Origin of the sequence: Neorhizobium fuzhouense (assembly GCF_042611105.1) — a bacterium.
GTDB lineage: Bacteria > Pseudomonadota > Alphaproteobacteria > Rhizobiales > Rhizobiaceae > Neorhizobium > Neorhizobium galegae_A.
Map to the genome: position 1 here is coordinate 281,447 of NZ_JBHFFP010000006.1, position 19,858 is coordinate 301,304.

The window sequence follows — 19,858 nt, forward strand, 5'->3', positions numbered from 1 at the left end:
TCATGCCGTCCTGCACTGCCGCATTAGTCTGAAGATGTATCGGAACCGGCCCGGTAAAGCCCGATGACCGTGGACCGGCGCGCCGCATCGATGGGCGTTTGCCCGCGCGGCGCGACGAGATCCGACGGATTGGCGACCTGGGCGGCGAGATTGTTCTGGCTGGCGCAGCCGAAATTATACCAGTTGCGATTGCCGGCGGTATCGTTGGACAGATCCTCCGGCCATTGCCCGCAAGGGGCCGTCACCGCACGGGTGGCAATGTAGGACAGCCGGATCGGCGCCGCATCGCCCTCAGCTTGCGCCGCATAGCCGGTGATCACGATCCGCTGGCTTCGAATGCCGGCGGCGGCAAGCGTTGCGCGGATATCCTGCGACAGCCTTGCCGCAGCAGCAGCATTCGGCGAACCGTGCGGCATCTGGATCGCGATCTGCCCGGCGGAGGAGGCGGCAAAGCTTTGCGCAAAGCCCCGGATCGTATCCTTCATGCCGATGGTGAGGCGCGCATTGTTCGGCCCGATGGGAATGTCGAGCGCCGTCTGCGCTTCTGTGAGAACGATCGGATGGCGCTCGCGGTAATCCATCGGAATGGAGCCGGTGGTCATCTCCCTGTTGGCGCAGCCGGCCGTAAGGGCCAAGGCTGCAAGAAGGGCGGCGCTACACACAATCCTCGTCATTGTCCCTGCCCTCTCACTTGTAGATGAAACCGACGGCGCCGTGATAGCGGCCGGCAACGGCCTCATCCTTGCGCCCGTAAAGCTTGTTGACCCGGTTGAGGAAGAACATCGCGCCATCCGCCTCCGGGTTGAAATTGTCGTCGGGCCGGGCGATCTGGTTGCGCGCCACCGGCCGCACCAGATAGGGCGTGGCGATGATGACCAGTTCGGTTTCGTTGCGGATGAAATCCTTGCTGCGGAACAGCGTGCCGAAGACCGGCACCTTGGAAATGCCGGGCAGCCCGGACATTGCCTGGCGCACATTGTCCTGCACGAGACCGGCAATCACGATCGAACCGCCGGAGGGAAGTTCGACGCTGGTGGAGGCCTCGCGCTTGCGCAGCGACAGGTAGGTGGAGCCGGGAATGGCGTTCGACGTGCCGTTGCCGGTGGCAATCGATCCCTCATAGGTCGGCTCCGACACATTGGTCTCGATCTTCAGGCTGATGCGCCCCGCCGACAGCACGACCGGGCGGAAATTCAGCTCGACGCCGTAATCGACGGTCTCGACGGTGCGGCTGACGGTCGTCTTGTTGGAACTGTCGACATCCACTTCCTGCTGGCCGGCAAGGCGATACTGGCCACCGACATAAAATTTCGCCTGCTCGCCGGAAATCGCCGTAAGGCTGGGTTCCGCCAGCGTGCGCATGACGCCTGCCTGCTCCATGGCATTGACATAGCTGGCAATGCTGGTGGTGCCGATCGATCCCACCACGCCGCCGATGCCCCCGGCATCGATGGCATTGCCGAGATTGGCCGGATTGGCGAAGGAAATGCCGCCGCTGGCGCGCCCGCTCGTGGAAACCTGGCCGTTGAAGCCGAGCTGTTTCAGCACCTGGCGGCTGACTTCGGCCACGGTGACCTTCAGCGTCACCTGGTCCTCGCCCTCGATGGTGAGCAGGTTGACGATCTGCGAGACCTGCCGGTCCTCGGCAAAGATCGCCACATCGCCATTTTCGGCCGAACTGCTGGCCGTCTGGTTGCGCGTCGTCGCCTCGCCGCCCTGCAGGAAGGCGCGGGCGAGCTTTTCCGCCTGGGCGGCATCCTGTGGCGTGCGCACCGTGCCGGTGAGCACGATGTTATCGGAAATGATTTCGACCTTGATATCGGATTCGGGCAGGAAGCGGCGCAGGTTCTGCTGCAGGCCTGCAATATCGCGCTCGATCTCCAGATCGAGGCTGACGATTTCCTCGCCGCCCGGGCCGAAGATGAAGATATTGGTCTGACCGACCGACTTGCCGAACAGATAGATGCGCCGCGCGGTGCGGGTGACGGCGTCCGCCATGGTCGGGTCGGCGACGAGAATATCATGGGCGTCGCTCGGCAGATCCACCACCAGCGCCTTGTTGAGGCCGAGATTGAGGCGCTTGCGCACCCCCCTTCCCGCCTCCGTGATGCGCACGACGCTCTGTTCGGCCGCAACAGCCGATGCCGGACCGGCCTTCGAGAAGATAGCAAGCGGCAGATCGCCGGCGACAAGGCCGGCCGTGAGCAGGATCATGGCAAGAGAGCGGATGCGTCTGGTCGTCGGGGTCATGGCGATGCTCCTGGCCTGTCTCATCGCTGCACCGTCGCCGTTGGCGTGGCCTTGACGATGGTGCCGGACTTGATCACCTGCACCTCTGCCTTACCCTCGCTGCCGGACAGAAGGTAATCGGCCACTTTCGTATCCGGCTCCTCGGCGTCTGCGACCGAGCGCAGGGCCAAGGTCAACCGCTCTGCGATCTGTTGGGCAACGGTGATGACGCGGGCCTGGTCCGGCGTGAGTTCCAGGGTGGCCGTCGTTCCGATCACCGAGCGCGTGCCATCGCCCTTTTCCTCGACATGCTGGTCGATGGCGAGCACACGAATATTGTTGAGTACGGCTTCGGTGAGATAGCGGCCCTCGTCACTGCGGCGCACCATGATGACATCGACACGGTCGTTCGGCAGCACGAAACCACCGGCGCCGGTGGCAACGGAGATTTCCGTGGCGACGGCGCGCTTGCCCGACGGCAAGAGCGACGACATGATGCGATTGGAGCCATCCGCCAGCTTTTCGGCGCGCACCGGTTCGCCGGCAAACATCGGCAGGCGCACCACAAGCCCGGCAAGCTCCTGGATCGCCTTGGGACGCTGCGTATCGGTGATGAAGCCATCCGTGACGCCTGCCTGCGGCCAGGCTATCCAGCGGATCGAATTTTCCTTCAGCCTGCTGCCGACCGCAAGGCTTTCCGCCGACACCAGGACATTCACCGTCGGCTCGCGGCGGATCACATTTGTCGCCTGCTCCACGACGGCGCGTCCCCCGGCAAGCCGCATGGCGAGCACGCCGGCAAGGCCGGCCGCGACGACGGCGACAAGAAGGATGACGAGACGGGCGGATTTCATGACATGACCTTGGAAGGGGCAGGATTAACCCCTTCAGGATGGCCGTCATTGGTGGAAATATAGTTAATGCTGCCCTTAGGGAAATGGTTAACGGACGCTAACCACTGATCCGCTTTGTTAACCCTTTCTTCAGGAAGGGGCGCGTTTCGTCCTTACAAGGCAGTCCTGATCAAGCCCGCGAGCGGCGTGCTGCCGAAGGTCAGGATGCCGCCGATGGCAATGGCGATGCCATACGGGATCTTGCGCGCCGTCACCAGCGAGGCAGGCAGGCGAAGGCCGAGCGACAGGAGACGATCGGCCTTGGACCGGATGAGCAGAATGACAAGCGTCAGCGCGCCGCCGACAAAGGCAACTGTGACAAGGTATTCGAAAAGCGATATGTTAAACCCGTACCAGAGGGCGACCGCCGTCAACAGCTTGGCATCGCCGCCGCCCATGGCATTGACTGCAAAGAGCGCAAAGCAGGCACAGAACACCGCAAGCGCGGCAAGGCACGACCAGCCGATGGCAACGCCACCGAGCCCGGCAAGACCGGCCACGGGAAAGAACGCCAGGAAAAGCGTGAGCGGGATCGCGTTCGGGATCTTCATGGTCAGAAGATCGCTGGCCGCCGCAAGGGCAAGCCCGAGCGGCAGGATCCCGAGGGCAAGGCTTGCGATCATCGACCTCTCCCGTTGTGACGCGCCCGTGCAGACAAGCGGCGGGCGGAAAAACACAAAAAGCCGCCACGCGGCGGCTTCCATCCTCCCGTAAAGGCGGGCTTCAGTGGGCGGCGTTGGCGGTGGACATCTTGGTGGAGATACCGTTGAACGTGTTGCTGAGGTTGTTGCCGAGCGTGCTGGCGCCTGCGATCAGGGCAACCGAAATCAGGGCGGCGATCAGGCCGTATTCGATCGCCGTCGCGCCCGATTCATCCTTCAGGAAACGTGCGAAAATCTTGGACATCATTCTCTCCTACTCAGGGTCTTGGGGCAGCATGACCGACAACACCGACGCCAAATGCCCGCTGTACGGTGGTGGCAACACGTTACGGGCAGTGCATTTCGATGCGCTTAAGATTTCTGGTTAAGAAAAGCCTAAGCCCGAAAGAGGCGGGTGAGAGCCAAGGATCGCGGAGCGCGATATTGCGGGGTCTCGCGGCGCCGGCCACGCCCATCAGCCCTTTCTGATAGGCCTTGCCGGACAACGGCTCCCGCCATCGCCCCGGCCTTGCGGGTCGACTGGTAAACGAAAAATGCGCACGAACTGCCTGTCCCAGAATGACGAGGGCAACCGACACCTGCAACTTCATGCTTCATTCACCATTAACGGCCATGCTTTTATCGAGAATCGCTGAACCCCGAAGGCTGCCCTTTCATGTCGCTGATGCCCCGCTTCTTCCTGGTCTGCCTGCCGCTGCTCGGCACACTGGGCATGGTCCCGGCCGCAAAGGCGCAAACCGCTGACGGTCTGCTGCGGGTCTACATGAACCAGGCGCGGGTGCTCAAACTCGACCGGCCGGTGGCCAAGGTGATCATCGGCAATGCCGAGGTGGCCGATGCGACGGTTGCAGACCCGACGACGATCGTGCTGACCGGCCGTTCCTTCGGCACCACCAATCTCGTGCTCTTGGACAGCGCCGGCGAAGCGATTGCCGATGAGCGCGTTTTGGTGTCGATCGACGAGGGCAATACGGTGCGGGTCTACCGCCAAACGGAGCGCAGCGTGCTCTCCTGCACGCCGGCCTGCGAGAAGAACGCGAAGACGGCCAGCAACTGATCCCTTCCGAACGCCGGCACGATAGATCTGAGACTGTATCGGATTACAGCAAATCGCAGCGTCGGGAAACGGAATCTCAAGACAATATGCCTAGCCTTTGGGCAAAGGATAAGGGAAAGCCGCCAGCACGTGCCCTATCCGCACCCAGGGAGCGCCACACTTGGACGCCCCCCTTGAAGGACGACATTGCACCGGGAGCACAGAATGGGGCAGACTGACGACCATCTCCCGCGCTTGCCCGGCCCGGATCAGATGAACCCTGGCAGCCGGAGCTTCTGGCGTGCCGAGGATGGGGCGGCGGCCATCGAATTTGCCATTCTCGCCATTCCCTATTTCCTGATCGTATTTGCCATCATCGAGACGTTCGTCGCTTTTGCCGCGGAACAACTGGTGTCCAATGCGGTGGAAAATGTCTCGCGCGATCTGCGCACCGGACGCATCACCTATGGCCTCAACCGCACGACGGACCAGGATGTGACGGCCTTTCGCACGCGCTTCTGCGACGAGGTGTCCATTCTCATCCAATGCTCGGCGGCAGAAATCGCAACGCCCAGCCAGCTTTATCTCGACGTGCGCAGCTTTTCCTCCTTTGCCGATATTCCCAAAACCATCCCGCGCGCATCGGCGGACACCTATGCCGATCTCGACACGACCTCCTTTGCCTATGCTCCGGGCGGGGCAAAATCGATCAACATGGTGCGCGCCTATTATCGCTGGCAGGTGATCACCGATCTGGTGCGCCCCTATATCACCACCATCCGCCCCAGCGACGGTTCGCTGCCGCGCGATTTTCTCATCATCGCAACGTCTGCTTTCCAGAACGAGGATTACCCGTGATGGAAGGCAGGCAGCGTCGCGGCGTCCTCCTTGCGCTCAACCGGCTGATCAATTGCCGGCGCGGCGTCGGCAGCGTGGAATTTGCCATTCTGGCGCCGATCCTGATCTCGCTCTACATCTGCTGCTTCGAGCTGACGATGGGGCTATCCACGGCCAAGCGCGTCACCCGCTCGGCAGCAACCGTTGCCGATCTCGTGACGCAGCAGACCTCCGTCAACACGACCTTTCTTTCCACAATGCTGGATGTGACGCAGGCGATCTTCGTGCCGTATGATGCAAGCGCGGTGAGCCTGAAGATCACCGGCATCACCATCGATCAAACGAAGACGCCGAAAGTTCTCTGGTCATGGCAACAGGATGGTGGCCTGCCCTATGCGGCAGGCACCGTGATCAACGACGTGCCGGACGACATGAAGACGGCAAACAGCTTTCTGGTGCGCGCCGAGCTTTCCGTGCCGCATACGCTGTTGCTGTTCCTGCCCGGGCTTCTGTCGACGGATACCCGCAGCATTACCATCAGCCGGACCTTTTATGACCGCCAGCGGGTGGGCGACAGTATTACATGCTCTGATTGCTGAGCGCAGGCTTTGCCAAGCGGGGCGGTCCTCTGTATGAGAAGGCTTTGGCACGGCTCGGCTGATCCTCGTGCCGGACGCTCCTCAGATCAGGTGAACGATGGCCCGCGCCTTTCTTTTCGTCCTCGATTCCTTCGGCATCGGTGGCGCCCCCGATGCAGAACACTATAACGACCTCGGTGCCAATACGCTCGGCCATATCGCCGAATTCTGCGCAGCGGGCGCTGCCGATCGCGCCGGCCTGCGCAAGGGGCCGTTGAGGCTTCCCAACATGTCGGCACTCGGTCTCGTCCACGTGGCACAGCTTGCAAGCGGCGATTGGCCGGCGGGCATGGCCGTTCCCGAGCGGGTGTTTGGCCTGCACGGTGCGGCAAGCGAAGTCTCGCGCGGCAAGGACACGCCTTCCGGCCACTGGGAAATCGCCGGAACCCCGGTGATGTTCGACTGGGGATATTTTCCAGCAGACGGCGACGCCTTTTCGCCGGAACTGGTGGAGGCGATCTGCCAGGCGGCCGACCTTCCCGGCATTCTGGGCAACTGCCATGCCTCGGGCACGGATATCATCGCCGCCCACGGCGAAGAGCATATCCGCACCGGAAGGCCGATTTTCTACACCTCGACCGATTCCGTCTTCCAGATTGCCGCCCACGAGACCCATTTCGGGCTGGAGCGGCTGATCGCGCTCTGTCAGATCGTACGCCGGCTGATCGACCCCTTGAACATCGGCCGCGTCATTGCCCGACCCTTTGTCGGGGAAACGGTCGACACTTTCGAGCGCACCGGCAACCGGCGGGACTTTTCCGTTCTGCCGCCGGAGCCGACGCTGCTCGACCGGCTGGTGGAGGCGGGCCGCACGGTGCATGCGGTGGGCAAGATCGGCGACATCTTTGCCCATCAGGGCGTGTCGCGCATTCTGAAAGGCAATGGCAACATGGCGCTGATGGATGCGACGCTTGCCGCCATCGAAGAGGCGGCGGACGGCGATCTCGTCTTCACCAATTTTGTCGATTTCGACATGCTCTACGGCCACCGCCGCGATGTGGCGGGCTATGCGGCGGCGCTCGAAGCCTTTGACCGGCGGCTGGTCGACGTGCACCGGCGCATGAAGCCGGGCGACCTGATGCTGCTGACCGCCGACCACGGCTGCGACCCGACCTGGCGCGGCACCGACCACACCCGCGAACGCGTGCCGATCCTGACCTATGGCCCCGGCATGCACGCCGGCGCGATCGGCATCCGCAATACCTTTGCCGATATCGGCGAGACGGTGGCCGCCCATCTCGGCATCGCCCCCGGCGCCCATGGACGGAGTTTCCTGTGACAAATCATCTGCTGAAAGCTGAAATCCACTGCCACATCGAAGGGGCAGCCCCGCCGGCTCTTGCGCTCCGCCAGGCGGAAAAATACGGCGTCGATCCGCAGGGTTTCATGGATGGCGACAGCTATGCCTGGACGGACTTTGCCGCCTTCATCCAGGCCTATGACAAGGTGGCGGCGCTGTTTCGCACGCAGAAAGACTATGCGCTGCTGACGGAAAGCTATCTCACCGAACTTGCCGGCATCGACACGATCTACAGCGAGATCATCGTCTCGCCCGACCATGGCGACCGCATCGGCCTTGGCGCCGACGCCTATCTTGCCGGCATTACCGACGGCATCTGGGCGGCAAAGGAAAAGACCGGCATCGAGGCCCGCATCATCGTGACCGGCGAGCGCCATTTCGGCCCCGACCGGGTGATTGCCGCCGCAGACTATGCGGCCCGCAGCAGGAATCCGCTGGTGACCGGCTTCAATATGGCCGGCGAGGAGCGCATGGGGCGCGTGGCCGATTATGCCCGCGCTTTCGACATTGCCCGCGATGCAGGTCTTGGCCTTACCATCCATGCCGGCGAAGTCTGCGGCGCCTTTTCCGTCGCCGATGCGCTTGATCTCGTCAAGCCGGCGCGCATCGGCCATGGCGTGCGCGCCATCGAGGACGAGGCGCTGATTGTGCGGCTCGCCGAGACCGGCGTCGTGCTGGAGGTCTGCCCCGGCTCGAATGTTGCGCTCTCCGTCTACCCCGATTTCGAAAACCATCCGCTACGCAGGCTGTTTGATGCGGGCGTTCGCGTGTGCATCAATTCCGACGACCCGCCATTCTTCCGAACTTCGCTGAAACGCGAATATGAGATCGCCAGCGGCGTAATGGGGTTCAGCGAGCCCGAGATCAACAAAATGACGCGCACGGCGCTGGAATGTGCCTTCGTGGATGAGGAAACACGGGCGAAACTTCTTATGCGTTTCGATGCCGCTGGGGATGATGCGCCAAACAAGGCTTGAACGCTTGCGGTCTTTCCGGTTTCCGTGGAAGAAAGAATGAAACGATCAAGAAGAAGAGCGAAGGCAGGTTCTCATGGACGGCGTTACAGTCATCAATCATCCGCTGGTGCAGCACAAGCTCACCATCATGCGTCGCAAGGAAACCTCGACCTCGAGTTTTCGCCGCCTGCTGCGCGAAATCTCGACGCTCCTCTGCTATGAGGTGACGCGCGATCTCGAGCTGACGATGGAAACCATCGAGACGCCGCTGACGGAAATGCAGTCGCCGATCCTTGAGGGCAAGAAGCTGGTCTTCGCCTCGATCCTGCGCGCCGGAAACGGACTTCTCGAAGGCATGCTGGAACTGGTGCCGGCCGCCCGTGTCGCCCATGTCGGCGTCTACCGCGACCATGAAACGCTGCAGGCGGTCGAATATTACTTCAAGGCCCCGGACGCCCTGTCGGAACGCCTCGTCATCGTGGTCGACCCGATGCTGGCGACAGGCAATTCCTCGATTGCCGCCATTGAAAAGCTGAAGGAACGCGGCGCAAAGAACCTGCGCTTCCTCTGCCTGCTGGCGGCGCCCGAAGGCATCAAGAACTTTCAGGCGGCCCATCCGGATGTACCGATCTTCACCGCCTCCATCGACAGCCACTTGAACGAGAAGGGCTATATCATGCCCGGCCTCGGCGATGCCGGCGACCGCATGTACGGCACCAAGTAAGATTTTCGACTGCTGTCGAATGCCAAAGCCCGGGGCCACCACCTCGGGCTTTTTCATGTGTCGCCTACCTCATCCGACCGTTTCCAGCACCACGGGGCGCAAATCTGGGGGCGCATCGCCAATCGTGTAGAGCAGGCGCACCGCATCCTGGGCGCGGGCCGCCGAAGCCGCGTCTGCGGCATGAACAAACGCGATCGGCTCGCCCTTCGCAACCGCTGACCCGAGCGGCAAGAGGTTTGAAAAGCCGACGCGGTGATCGAGCACGTCCGACGGCGTCTTTCGCCCGCCGCCAAGATCGACCACGGCAAGGCCAAGCCCGCGCGTATCGCAGCTTTCCAGATAGCCGGAGCGTTCGGCCGGAACCGCAACGATCACCGGGGCCTTGGCAAGATAGGCCTCGGATCGCTCGACGAAATCGGCCGGGCCGCCAAGCGCATGCACCATGCGGCCAAACATATCGAGCGCGCGGCCACTGGAAAGCGCCTCGCGGGCGGCGAGACGGGCTTCATCGCGGTCAGCAGCGACCCCTGCCCGCACCAGCATCTCGACGGCAAAGGCAAGCGTCACCTCTTCAAGCCGCGTGCCGGATTTTTTCCCCTTGAGGAAATCCAGGCAATTGACGATCTCAAGGGCATTGCCGGCGGCATCCGCCAGGGGCTCGCTCATATCGGTCAACAGTGCAGAGGTTCTGACGCCGGCACCGTTTGCCACCTCGACCATGGCTTGAGCAAGCGCGCGGGCATCCTCCACCTTCTGCATGAAGGCGCCATTGCCGAATTTCACATCGAGCACCAGCGTCTCAAGGCCGGCCGCAAGCTTCTTCGAGAGGATGGAGGCGGTAATCAGCGGCAGGGAATCGACCGTCGCGGTCACGTCGCGCACGGCATAAAGCCGCTTGTCGGCCGGGGCGAGATCGCCGGTCTGGCCAACGATGGCGCATCCGACCGTATCGATGACACGGCGAAACAAAGCTTCATCCGCCATGACCGTGTAGCCGGGAATGGCCTCCAGCTTGTCGAGCGTGCCGCCCGTATGGCCAAGGCCGCGGCCCGAAATCATCGGCACGGCAAGGCCACAGGCAGCCACGATCGGGGCGAGCATCAGCGAGACATTGTCGCCGACGCCGCCGGTCGAATGCTTGTCGGCAATCGGCTTTCCGACGCCGCGCCACGAGAGCACATCGCCGCTGTCGCGCATGGCAAGAGTCAGTGCCACGGTTTCATGCCGCGTCATGCCACGAAAGAAGGTCGCCATGGCAAAGGCAGCGACCTGCCCCTCGGAAATGGTTTCCACCGTGAGCGCTTCGATGAAGGCGCGGATTTCGCCCTCGCTCAGCACCTCTCCGTCACGCTTGCGCCGGATGATTTCCTGCGGGATCACGCGATCAGTATCCGGCAGCCGTGCGCTGCGAGGGAGCGCCGGCGATGACGCCCAAAATGTCGTCCAGAAGACTCGATGCGCCGAAGCGGAAGGTGGAGGGCATCAGCCAGTTGGCGCCCATGATGGTTTCAGCCAGCCGCAGGTAAAGGTCTGCATCCGAGACGGTGGAAATCCCGCCGGCGGGCTTGAAGCCGACCTTCTTGCGGCTGTCGCGGATCGCCTGCAGCATGATGTCTGCGGCCTCGAGCGTCGCATTGACGGCAACCTTGCCGGTGGACGTCTTGATGAAATCGGCCCCGGCTGCAATGGCAAGCTCGGAGGCCTGACGGATCTTGCCGCTGTCGCGGATCTCGCCCGTTTCCAGAATGACCTTCAGGCAGGCTTTCGGGCAGGCGGCGCGCACGGCCTTGACCATCTCGGTCACGGCGGCGTCATCGCCGGCGAGATAGGCCTTGTAGGGAATGACGAGATCGATTTCGTCGGCACCGTCGGCCATCGCCTGTTCGGTTTCGACCACGACCTCTGCCACCGGCAGGTCACCGGAGGGGAAATTGACGACGGTTGCGATGCGCACCGGATGGCCGGCGCCGAGGATGGCGCGCGCCTCGCCCACGAAGCGCGGCCAGATGCAGATGGCGGCCGCATGACCGTTCGGCGTCTGCGCACGCGCGCACAGATGCTGGATGGCGGCGGAATCGCAATCGTCACGCAGGTTGGTCAGGTCGAGCAGGGACAGGGCGAAGGTCGCGATTTCGCGCGGGCTCAGCAGTTCCATGGCAGTGTCTCCCGGCTGTGTCGGAATGGGCATAGTTATCCTTCAATCGATTAGACGCAAGTCGTGAGAGCAGGATCACACCGTGCCGCCGCTCAAGCTTCTCATTTCATTGGGAGTTCAACCGAGCATTTCCTGGGCAAACAGGTCGCGCAGAATGGCGGCAAGCCGAAGACCGCCCTTTGGCGCCATCTCCTTGGTTTCGGAATGGCTGAGTTCCGAGCCCGTCATGCCGGCACCGTAATTGGTGATGACGGAACAGGCGGCAACCTTCAGCCCCGCATAGCGGGCCAGGATGACCTCCGGCACGGTGGACATGCCGACCGCATCGGCGCCCAGGATGCGCGCCATGCGCACTTCCGCCGGCGTTTCGAAGCTTGGGCCGGAAAACCACATGTAGACGCCCTCGTAGAGCGGCGTTGCGGTGCGGATGGCGGCGTTGCGGATGGCCAGCGACAGAGCCGCATCATAGGCGCTGGTCATGCCGACAAAACGCCGGTCGCCGCTTTCGCCGATCAGCGGGTTCATGCCGGAATAATTGATGTGGTCGCTGATCTGCATGACCGAACCCGGCGGCATGTCGTCGCGCAGCGATCCGGCAGAATTGGTGAGGATCAGCGACTGCACGCCGATGCCCTGCAGCACCTCAATGGGAAAGCGCATGGCGGAGGCATCGCCATGCTCGTAGTAATGGGCGCGCCCCGACAGCATGATGACCGGATGGCGGCCAAGCCGGCCCGCCACCAGTTCGCCGGCATGGCCGGTGACGCCGCTTGCCGGAAAGCCCGGCAACTCGCCATAGGAAATGCGGATAGGATCGGCCACCTCGGTCACCAGCGAGCCGAGGCCGGAGCCGAGAACGATGGCATGGCGCGGCATCAGCCCATCGAGGCGATCGACCAGATGATCGATGACCGACTTCATCCGAGCACATCCGTCTTGAACGAGAAGGGCAGAAGCTCCTCCATCGTCATGGTCTTTTGAACGCCCACCTCGTCGCAAAGATAGATGCGGGTGTCCGGGCCGGCAAACTCGGCGATCTTCTGGCGGCAGCCGCCGCAGGGCGGGCAGCAGGCGAGCTTTTCGGCAATCACCGCCATTTCGACGATCTTCGTCGCTCCGCCCATGACCATCGCGCCGATGGCCGTCGGCTCGGCGCACCAGCCTTGCGGAAAGGAGAGGTTCTCGATGTTGGCGCCGAGATAGATCTTTCCGTCGTCGGCGCGGATGGCCGCGCCCACCGGAAACTTCGAATAGGGCGCATAGGCGCGTGCCATGGCAGCGCGGGCTGCTTCGAACAGGTCGTGCGACATGGGTCTACCGCTCCTTCGTATAGGGCACGCCACCGGCCTTTGGCGGATGGGCAATGCCGATAAAGCCAGCCAGCAGGATGCAGGTCAGCACATAGGGCAGCGCCTGAAAAATCTGCACCGGCACTTCGCCGATGCCAGGCACCGCCTTGCCTTGCATGAAATTGGCAAAGGCATCGAGGAAACCGAAGAGCAAGCAGGCAAACATCACCGGCACCGGCTTCCACTTGGCGAAGATGAGCGCTGCGAGCGCGATATAGCCCTTGCCGGCCGACATGTCCTTGATGAAGGCGGCCGACTGGGCAATCGACAGATAGGCACCGGAAAAGCCGCAGAGGAAGCCCGCCACGATCACGGCGCGGTAGCGCAGCCAAGTGACGGAAATGCCGGCCGTATCGACGGCACCGGGATTTTCACCGACGGCGCGCAGGCGAAGACCGAAGCGCGTGCGAAACAGCACCCACCAGGACAGCGGCACGGCGGCAAAGGCGAGATAGGTGAGGATGTTGTTGCCGGAGATCACGTTGACATACAACGGCCCGAGATAGGGCACGTCGCGCATCAGATCGACACCCGGCAGCGTGATCGGCGAAAAGCGGGCATCGCCGGCAAGCTGCGGCGTGCGGCCACCCTGGCTGAACCAGGCCTGACCGAGCACGATGGTGAGGCCCGCGGCGACGAAATTCAGCGCCACGCCCGACACGATCTGGTTGCCGCGATTGGTGATCGAGGCAAAGCCGTGGATCAGCGAGAAGACGATGGAGACGGCAATGCCGCCCAAAAGCCCGAGCCAGGGATTGCCGGTGACATAGGCCAGGCAGGCAGACGCAAAGGCGGCGGCCAGCATCTTGCCTTCGAGCCCGATGTCGAAAATGCCGGCACGTTCGGAAAACAGGCCGGCAAGGGCGGTAAACAGCAGCGGGATCGACAGGCGGATGGTCGAGCCCAGAATGCTGACGAGGATATCGAAATAGTCCATGCCGTCCTCCTTAAGCCCGCTTGAAGCGTTGGTAGAGGTGAACCATGGTCGGGCGGAACATGTATTCCAGCGCACCGGCAAACAGGATCACCAGGCCCTGGATGACGACGATCATCTCGCGGGTGATATTGGGCATTTCGAAGGAAAGATCGGCGCCGCCCTGGTAAAGGATGCCGAACAGAAGCGCCGCCATAATGATGCCGACCGGGTGGCTTCGTCCCATCAGCGACACGGCAATGCCGACAAAGCCGGCGCCGCCGACGAATTCCACCTGCAGGCGTGCCGAGGCCCCCATCACCGGGTTCAGCGCCATCATGCCGGCAAGGCCGCCCGAAATCAGCATGGCGATGATGACCGTGCGCGCATAGGGAATGCCCGCATAGACCGCCGCAGACGGGCTGATGCCGAGCGTGCGCATCTCATATCCCAGCTTGGAACGCCAGATCAGCAGCCAGACGAGGAAACACATGACCAGCGCGATGAGGAAGGACACGTTGAACGGAGCGGGACCGAGCTTCAGCCCGAACCAGGCCATCAGCCAATCGAGCTTCGGCAATTGCCCGCCGGGCAGGAAGGTGCGCGTTTCCGGCGCCATCTTGCCCGGCACGATGAAGACGTTGACCAGCAGATAGACCATCAGCGCTGCGCCGATGAAATTGAACATGATGGTGGTGATGACGACATGGCTGCCACGTTTTGCCTGCAGCCAGGCCGGGATGAAGGCCCAGGCCGCGCCGAAGATGGCCGCGCCGATGACGGCAAACGGCATCGTCACATACCAGGGCACGTAGCGATCGAGCGTCAGGGCAACGAGGGCCGCACCGAGCCCGCCGATATAGGCCTGGCCTTCCGCGCCGATATTGAACAGGCCGGCATGGAAGGCGACGGCGACCGAGAGCCCGGTGAAGATGAAGCTGGTCGTATAAAACAGCGTGAAGCCGATCGCATCGCCGCGCCCGAGCGCGCCTTCGATCAGAAGTTTCAGCGCCTCGACGGGATTTTCACCGATCCACCAGACGACGAGGCCGGAAATCAGAAAGGCCACAAGCAGGTTCAACAGCGGCATCAGGCCGTAGGTGATCCAGTTGGGCAAGGGTACGGATGCGGTACTCATGAACGGTTCGTCCTCATGCGGCGATGCCTGCCATCATCAGGCCGAGCGTCTGTTCGCCCGCCTCCGCGGTCTTTTCACCGACCACCTTGCCGGCAAACATCACGAGGATACGGTCCGACAGCGAACGGATCTCGTCGAGTTCGACGGAGACGAGCAGGATCGCCTTGCCGGCATCGCGCATTTCCACGATCCGGCGGTGAATGAATTCAATGGCGCCGATATCGACGCCGCGCGTCGGCTGGCCGATGATGAGCGCCTTCGGATCGCGCTCGATCTCGCGGGCAACCACGATCTTCTGCTGGTTGCCACCGGAGAAATTGGCGGTCTTCAGCCGCGGGTTCGGCGGGCGGATATCGTATTTCTCGATCTTTTCGGCCGCTTCCGCGCGGATCGCCTTCAGATCCAGCAAGCCGCCTTTGCCATAGCGCGGATCGCGGTGATAGCCGAGAACGGCGTTTTCATATTCCTCGAACTTCAGCACCAGGCCCATGTGGTGGCGGTCTTCCGGAATATGCGCAAGGCCGAGCGCGCGAAGCCGCGCGGGATCGGCCCCGGCAATCGGTTGCCCATCGAGCAGGATTTCTCCGGAGGCGGGCTTGCGGATGCCGGCAATCGCCTCGAGAAGCTCGGATTGGCCGTTTCCGGCCACGCCGGCAATACCGACAATCTCGCCCTCGCGCACCTCGAAGGAGACGTCATCGACCATGGTGACGCCACGGCTGTCCTTGACGGTGAGGTTCTTCACCGACATCAGCACCTTACCGGGCCGTGGCTCGCCCTTTTCGACGCGCAGGAGAACCCGGCGGCCGACCATCAGCTCGGCCAGTTCCTCGACCGTCGTCTCGGCGGTCTTGCGGGTTGCCACCATCTCGCCGCGGCGCATGACGGACACATCATCGGTGATCGCCATGATCTCGCGCAGCTTGTGGGTGATGAGGATCACCGTCTTGCCCTGATCGCGCAGCACTTTCAGCACCTTGAACAGGTGGTCGGCTTCCGCTGGCGTCAAAACGCCCGTCGGTTCGTCGAGGATCAGGATATCGGCGCTGCGATAAAGCGCTTTCAGGATTTCCACCCGCTGCTGCTTGCCCACCGGCAGGTCTTCGATCACCGCATCCGGATCGACATCCAGCCCGTAATCGGTTTCCAGGCGCTTCAATTCCTTGCGCGCACCGGCAACGCCCTTGGCGAGCAACTGCCCGCCTTCGGCACCGAGCATGATGTTTTCCAGCACGGTGAAATTTTCCACCAGCATGAAATGCTGATGCACCATGCCGATACCGGCTGCAATCGCGGCCTGGCTGTCACGAATGGTCAGCGGCTTGCCGTCGATGCGGATCTCGCCGCGATCGGCCTGGTAAAAGCCGTAGAGAATGGACATGAGCGTCGATTTTCCGGCACCGTTTTCCCCGATGATGCCGTGGATCGTTCCCTTTTCCACCTTCAGATTGATGTTCTTGTTGGCATGAACGGTACCGAAACTCTTGTCGATACCGACCAGTTCGATGGCAGGATGCTGGCTCACACGCCTTTGCCTTTCCTTTTCCGGACGCCGGACATGAAGAGGGCGTATGACGGATACCGCCATACGCCCTCTCGTCGTTTCATTACATCGGGCAGGTGTTGTCCGACATGTAATCGTGAACCTTCACGGCACCCGAGACGATGTCAGCCTTGGCCTTTTCGACGGCGGCCTTCATTTCCGGCGTCACCAGCTTGGCGTTGTTGTCGTCGAGCGCATAGGCAACGCCGTCTTCCTTGACGCCGTTGACCTGGATGCCGCCCGTGAACTTGCCGGCAGCGGTGTCCTTGTAGGCGTTGTAAACGGCCAGATCGACGCGCTTGACCATCGAGGTCAGCACCGAGCCGGGATGCAGGTGGTTCTGGTTGCTGTCGACGCCGATCGACAGCTTCTTGTTGTCGGCGGCGGTCTGCAGCACGCCAAGGCCGGTGGCGCCGGCTGCCGCGTATACGACGTCAGCACCCTGGTCGATCTGGTTCTTGGTGAGTTCACCGCCGCGGACCGGATCGTTCCAGGCAGCGCCGGTGGTGCCGGTCATGTTCTGGAGAACGGTGATCTTGGCATTGGCAGCCTTGGCGCCCTGGGCATAGCCGCAGGCAAATTTGCGGATGAGCGGAATGTCCATGCCGCCGATGAAGCCGACCTTGCCGGACTTCGACGCCATGCCGGCCATGACGCCGACGAGATAGGAGCCTTCTTCTTCCTTGAAGACGACCGAGCGGACATTCGGCAGCTTGACGACGGAGTCAACGATGACGAACTTCGTATCGGGGAATTCCGCGGCAACCTTTTCCATCGCCGACGTCCAGGCAAAGGAGACGGCCACGACCGGGTTGAAACCCTTCGAGGCGAAGTTGCGGATGGCCTGTTCGCCCTGCGTATCGCTGGTCGGCTCGAAATCGCGGAAGTCGGTGCCGGTTTCCTTCTTGTACTGCTCTGCGCCGTGGAAAGCCGCTTCGTTGAAGGATTTGTCGAACTTGCCGCCGGTGCCATAGACCAGGGCCGGCTTGATATCGGCGCCGAGCGCCGTGGTCGAAAGCGCCGCCATGGCGATCAGAGTCAAAAGGGTTTTCTTCATCGTGCAGCCCTGTTTTTGATAGTCATAATGGGTCCCCCCGCACGGCCCCCGAAGGGGCATGTCTGCGGTTGCCAGTATCGTTTGGTTATGTCTGGCTAGCGCTTATCCTTGCATGGCTTGCAGCGAAATTCATCAGAAATTTTTCGTTTGGTCAAAAACGAAAAAACTGCCGAAGACTTATACAAGAACGCCGCGGATCTGCTCAGATCCGCGGCGTCGTGCTGTCCAAATGATCAAGTTCAGCGTTCGATGGGGCAACTGACGCCCGTCCCGCGCAGGCCGCAATAGCCGCCGGGGTTCTTGGCCAGATACTGCTGATGGTAATCCTCGGCGTAGAAGAACTCCGCCGCGGGCGCAATTTCGGTGGTGATCGCCGCCTTGTGCCCGGCTGCGGTCAACGCCGCCTGGAAGGCATCGCGCGCCGCCTTTGCTGCCGCAAGCTGTTCGGGCGTCGTCGTATAGAGCGCCGAGCGGTAGGTGGTGCCGATATCATTGCCCTGGCGCATGCCCTGGGTCGGGTCGTGTTCCTCGAAGAAGGTCTTCAACAAGGCCTCGAAGCTGACCACGGCCGGATCATAGACCACCTTTACCATTTCCGCATGACCGGTGAGGCCCGTCGTCGTTTCGTGGTAGGTGGGGTTGGGCGTCAAGCCACCCTGGTATCCGACGGCGGTCACCCAGACGCCGGGGATCTTCCAGAACAGCCGCTCGGCACCCCAGAAGCACCCCATGCCGAAATAGGCCACATGCAGGTGATCGGGATACGGCCCCTTCAGCGGGCGTGCGTTGACGAAATGGTGTTCTGCGGTCGCAAGCGGCTCAGCGCGCCCCGGCAGCGCCGCATCCGGCGCCGGCATGACCGTCTTCTTGTTGAACATGTCGATCAGAAACATCCATGCCTCCTTAAAGCCCGGCCGGTTGAAGAGCACCCTGTCCGCCTCATGCGGACGAGGCTCCAAGCGTCGCCCGCCGATAACCGATCATCCACAACAGCAGGGACAGTGCGAGAAAAATCGCAAAGGCCGGCTGCTGGATGATGACGGCAAGGCCGCTCTGCCAGGCTTGCGGGTGAATATAGTGATTGATCCAGGCTTCCACCAGAGCAAGCGATCCCGGATCGACCGCAACCCAATCGGCCTCAAGGCTGGTGAGCACCACGGAGGAGGACGAGACCGACAGCACGGCATCAACCGTGCCGGCAGCAATGGCCAAAACCAGCGCCAGAAGACTGAGAAAGCGGAAGATGAAAGCCATAGGCGATCCCGTATTTGGCAGATAAGGCGCTTGTGTCGAGAAATCTAGGGCGGCCGAACGGGCTTTGCAACGCGCACCGCCGAGTGATGGACGCTCGCGACGGAAATGCACGGACGGTGCTTTCGATTGCAACGGCAAAGGTACCGGCAGCGGGCGTGACGTCCGCATCGATCACCCTTCAGGCCTTGTGCGTGACCCCTCCTGCCTCAGCCAGGGCCTGTGCATCAGAAAGACGCCGTTTTCCCGGCAGCGGACACAGCATCGGGGGACAGGTCACAAATCTTTCAGATTCCGGTTGCCACCCGGAAATTCATCGGTATATATCCGCCCCGACCGCTGCTTCGCCCGATCTCGCAAAGCAGCCCTTGGATCAAGGACAGGTGGCCGAGTGGTTGAAGGCGCACGCCTGGAACGCGTGTATACGTGAAAGCGTATCGAGGGTTCGAATCCCTCTCTGTCCGCCATCCCTAGCAGCAAACGCCATCTGGGAGCAGATGGTCGCTCGAAAAGCCTTAATATATCAATGCTGTACCGTTTGGCACTGACTGCACTGGGCGCCGCGCAGGTCTGCTGCGTATTCTCGAGAGCTTTTTACTACTGCATGCTGGTATGGCGGCGATGGGTGTTGATTTTCAAATATTTCAGCCTCCATACTGATTTTCTGCAATTCAGAAGCTTGATGCTCATTTAATACAAAGAGGATTTTGACATGCAACATGTTTACAGACAGTATTCTGATTGCCCATGTCAGCAATGCGTTCGAATTTGTGCCGGTATTCTGGCGAGAAGTGCAAAGACAGCCCGCTATCCTTACAGTGGAGCTGGCCAATGCACCAACGAAATGTAAGTAAGCACTCGGATCAGTTGATGTTGTAGCGAGATGCTGCGCTCTGCCCGCAGGTCAACGCCATTCGACTGAGTGTTGCCGCCGTTCGTTCGGTTCCAAAGATCCTGCCTCTGCCCCTCCCACTCCACCAGAAACGGCTTCAGCAAGCGGTCCAGTTGCATCGCCGTGGGCTGGCTGCCGTCGAGCATCGCTTCAACGATGTCTGGCGCGAGTAGACACAGGCGCAGGATGCGGCTGAACTAAAAGCATGTCGCATTTATTCAGCCTCATATCCTGCGGCTTTGAAGAAGTTTCGGCATTCAGTGACAGAGAAGAGTGCGATGATGT

At 61.9% G+C, this 19,858-nt stretch carries 21 protein-coding genes and 1 tRNA gene; 7 read left to right on the plus strand and 15 right to left on the minus strand.

The genetic code is table 11. From position 1 onward, the window contains the following. Positions 1–23: 23 nt before the first annotated feature. From ACEXP3_RS13560 to ACEXP3_RS13580, 5 genes are all read right to left on the minus strand, one after another. Positions 24–674 carry a CpaD family pilus assembly protein gene (locus ACEXP3_RS13560; protein ID WP_377297741.1) on the minus strand — a complete coding sequence of 217 codons (651 nt, stop codon included), beginning with the start codon at positions 672–674 and terminating at the stop codon, positions 24–26. Positions 675–687: 13 nt separating this feature from the next. Next, positions 688–2,250, minus strand: a complete 1,563-nt coding sequence (locus ACEXP3_RS13565; protein WP_377297743.1) for a type II and III secretion system protein family protein — start codon at positions 2,248–2,250, stop codon at positions 688–690. A 20-nt stretch (positions 2,251–2,270) separates the two neighbouring features. After that, positions 2,271–3,083, minus strand: a complete 813-nt coding sequence (gene cpaB, locus ACEXP3_RS13570; RefSeq protein WP_377297745.1) for a Flp pilus assembly protein CpaB — start codon at positions 3,081–3,083, stop codon at positions 2,271–2,273. A 152-nt stretch (positions 3,084–3,235) separates the two neighbouring features. Further along, positions 3,236–3,745: an A24 family peptidase gene (locus ACEXP3_RS13575; RefSeq protein ID WP_377297746.1), complete on the minus strand. Its 510-nt coding sequence runs from the start codon at positions 3,743–3,745 to the stop codon at positions 3,236–3,238. 100 nt (positions 3,746–3,845) lie between these two features. Continuing rightward, on the minus strand, positions 3,846–4,028 hold the full coding sequence (locus ACEXP3_RS13580; protein ID WP_210103870.1) for a Flp family type IVb pilin: 183 nt from the start codon (positions 4,026–4,028) through the stop codon (positions 3,846–3,848). Positions 4,029–4,439: 411 nt separating this feature from the next. Here ACEXP3_RS13580 and ACEXP3_RS13585 point away from each other — a divergent pair, with 411 nt between their 5' ends. The 6 genes from ACEXP3_RS13585 to upp all read left to right on the plus strand — a co-directional run bounded on the left by ACEXP3_RS13585 (position 4,440) and on the right by upp (position 9,275). After that, positions 4,440–4,841 carry a pilus assembly protein N-terminal domain-containing protein gene (locus ACEXP3_RS13585; protein WP_377297747.1) on the plus strand — a complete coding sequence of 134 codons (402 nt, stop codon included), beginning with the start codon at positions 4,440–4,442 and terminating at the stop codon, positions 4,839–4,841. Positions 4,842–5,093: 252 nt separating this feature from the next. Beyond that, positions 5,094–5,678 carry a TadE/TadG family type IV pilus assembly protein gene (locus ACEXP3_RS13590; RefSeq protein WP_377297782.1) on the plus strand — a complete coding sequence of 195 codons (585 nt, stop codon included), beginning with the start codon at positions 5,094–5,096 and terminating at the stop codon, positions 5,676–5,678. Then, positions 5,678–6,256 (plus strand): TadE/TadG family type IV pilus assembly protein, encoded by a 579-nt coding sequence (locus ACEXP3_RS13595; RefSeq protein WP_377297748.1) that lies wholly within the window; start codon positions 5,678–5,680, stop codon positions 6,254–6,256. Before ACEXP3_RS13590 ends, ACEXP3_RS13595 begins: the two co-directional genes overlap by 1 nt. Before the next feature lie 97 nt (positions 6,257–6,353). Beyond that, on the plus strand, positions 6,354–7,574 hold the full coding sequence (locus tag ACEXP3_RS13600; RefSeq protein ID WP_377297750.1) for a phosphopentomutase: 1,221 nt from the start codon (positions 6,354–6,356) through the stop codon (positions 7,572–7,574). Beyond that, complete coding sequence (locus tag ACEXP3_RS13605) at positions 7,571–8,572, plus strand: adenosine deaminase (protein ID WP_377297752.1); 1,002 nt, start codon at positions 7,571–7,573, stop codon at positions 8,570–8,572. Before ACEXP3_RS13600 ends, ACEXP3_RS13605 begins: the two co-directional genes overlap by 4 nt. A 73-nt stretch (positions 8,573–8,645) precedes the next feature. Next, positions 8,646–9,275 carry a uracil phosphoribosyltransferase gene (gene upp / locus ACEXP3_RS13610; protein WP_210103875.1) on the plus strand — a complete coding sequence of 210 codons (630 nt, stop codon included), beginning with the start codon at positions 8,646–8,648 and terminating at the stop codon, positions 9,273–9,275. Positions 9,276–9,344: 69 nt separating this feature from the next. Here the strand turns inward: upp and deoA are convergent, their stop codons facing one another. The 10 genes from deoA to ACEXP3_RS13660 form a co-directional block, all read right to left on the minus strand. Next, a complete protein-coding gene (gene deoA / locus ACEXP3_RS13615; protein ID WP_210103876.1) occupies positions 9,345–10,655 on the minus strand; it encodes a thymidine phosphorylase in 1,311 nt (436 codons plus the stop codon). Between the two features lie 4 nt (positions 10,656–10,659). After that, entirely contained in the window at positions 10,660–11,430 is a 771-nt protein-coding gene (gene deoC / locus ACEXP3_RS13620; RefSeq protein ID WP_210103877.1) for a deoxyribose-phosphate aldolase, read from the minus strand. Between the two features lie 117 nt (positions 11,431–11,547). Next, positions 11,548–12,351, minus strand: coding sequence for a purine-nucleoside phosphorylase (locus tag ACEXP3_RS13625; protein WP_377297754.1), 804 nt, complete (start codon positions 12,349–12,351; stop codon positions 11,548–11,550). Continuing rightward, positions 12,348–12,740: a cytidine deaminase gene (locus ACEXP3_RS13630; protein ID WP_210103879.1), complete on the minus strand. Its 393-nt coding sequence runs from the start codon at positions 12,738–12,740 to the stop codon at positions 12,348–12,350. Before ACEXP3_RS13630 ends, ACEXP3_RS13625 begins: the two co-directional genes overlap by 4 nt. 4 nt (positions 12,741–12,744) lie before the next feature. After that, a complete protein-coding gene (locus ACEXP3_RS13635) occupies positions 12,745–13,716 on the minus strand; it encodes an ABC transporter permease (protein ID WP_377297755.1) in 972 nt (323 codons plus the stop codon). Positions 13,717–13,726: 10 nt separating this feature from the next. Further along, positions 13,727–14,830: an ABC transporter permease gene (locus ACEXP3_RS13640; RefSeq protein ID WP_377297757.1), complete on the minus strand. Its 1,104-nt coding sequence runs from the start codon at positions 14,828–14,830 to the stop codon at positions 13,727–13,729. Positions 14,831–14,843: 13 nt separating this feature from the next. Further along, complete coding sequence (locus ACEXP3_RS13645; RefSeq protein WP_377297759.1) at positions 14,844–16,355, minus strand: ABC transporter ATP-binding protein; 1,512 nt, start codon at positions 16,353–16,355, stop codon at positions 14,844–14,846. 82 nt (positions 16,356–16,437) lie between these two features. Continuing rightward, positions 16,438–17,430, minus strand: a complete 993-nt coding sequence (locus ACEXP3_RS13650) for a BMP family lipoprotein (protein WP_377297761.1) — start codon at positions 17,428–17,430, stop codon at positions 16,438–16,440. Between the two features lie 239 nt (positions 17,431–17,669). Beyond that, positions 17,670–18,323 carry a peptide-methionine (S)-S-oxide reductase MsrA gene (msrA, locus tag ACEXP3_RS13655; RefSeq protein ID WP_210103884.1) on the minus strand — a complete coding sequence of 218 codons (654 nt, stop codon included), beginning with the start codon at positions 18,321–18,323 and terminating at the stop codon, positions 17,670–17,672. Between the two features lie 46 nt (positions 18,324–18,369). Next, positions 18,370–18,684 carry a hypothetical protein gene (locus ACEXP3_RS13660; protein ID WP_377297763.1) on the minus strand — a complete coding sequence of 105 codons (315 nt, stop codon included), beginning with the start codon at positions 18,682–18,684 and terminating at the stop codon, positions 18,370–18,372. A 374-nt stretch (positions 18,685–19,058) separates the two neighbouring features. On the opposite strand from ACEXP3_RS13660, the gene ACEXP3_RS13665 reads away from it, so the two are divergent. Continuing rightward, a tRNA-Ser gene (locus ACEXP3_RS13665) sits at positions 19,059–19,148 on the plus strand. Positions 19,149–19,858: the final 710 nt, after the last annotated feature.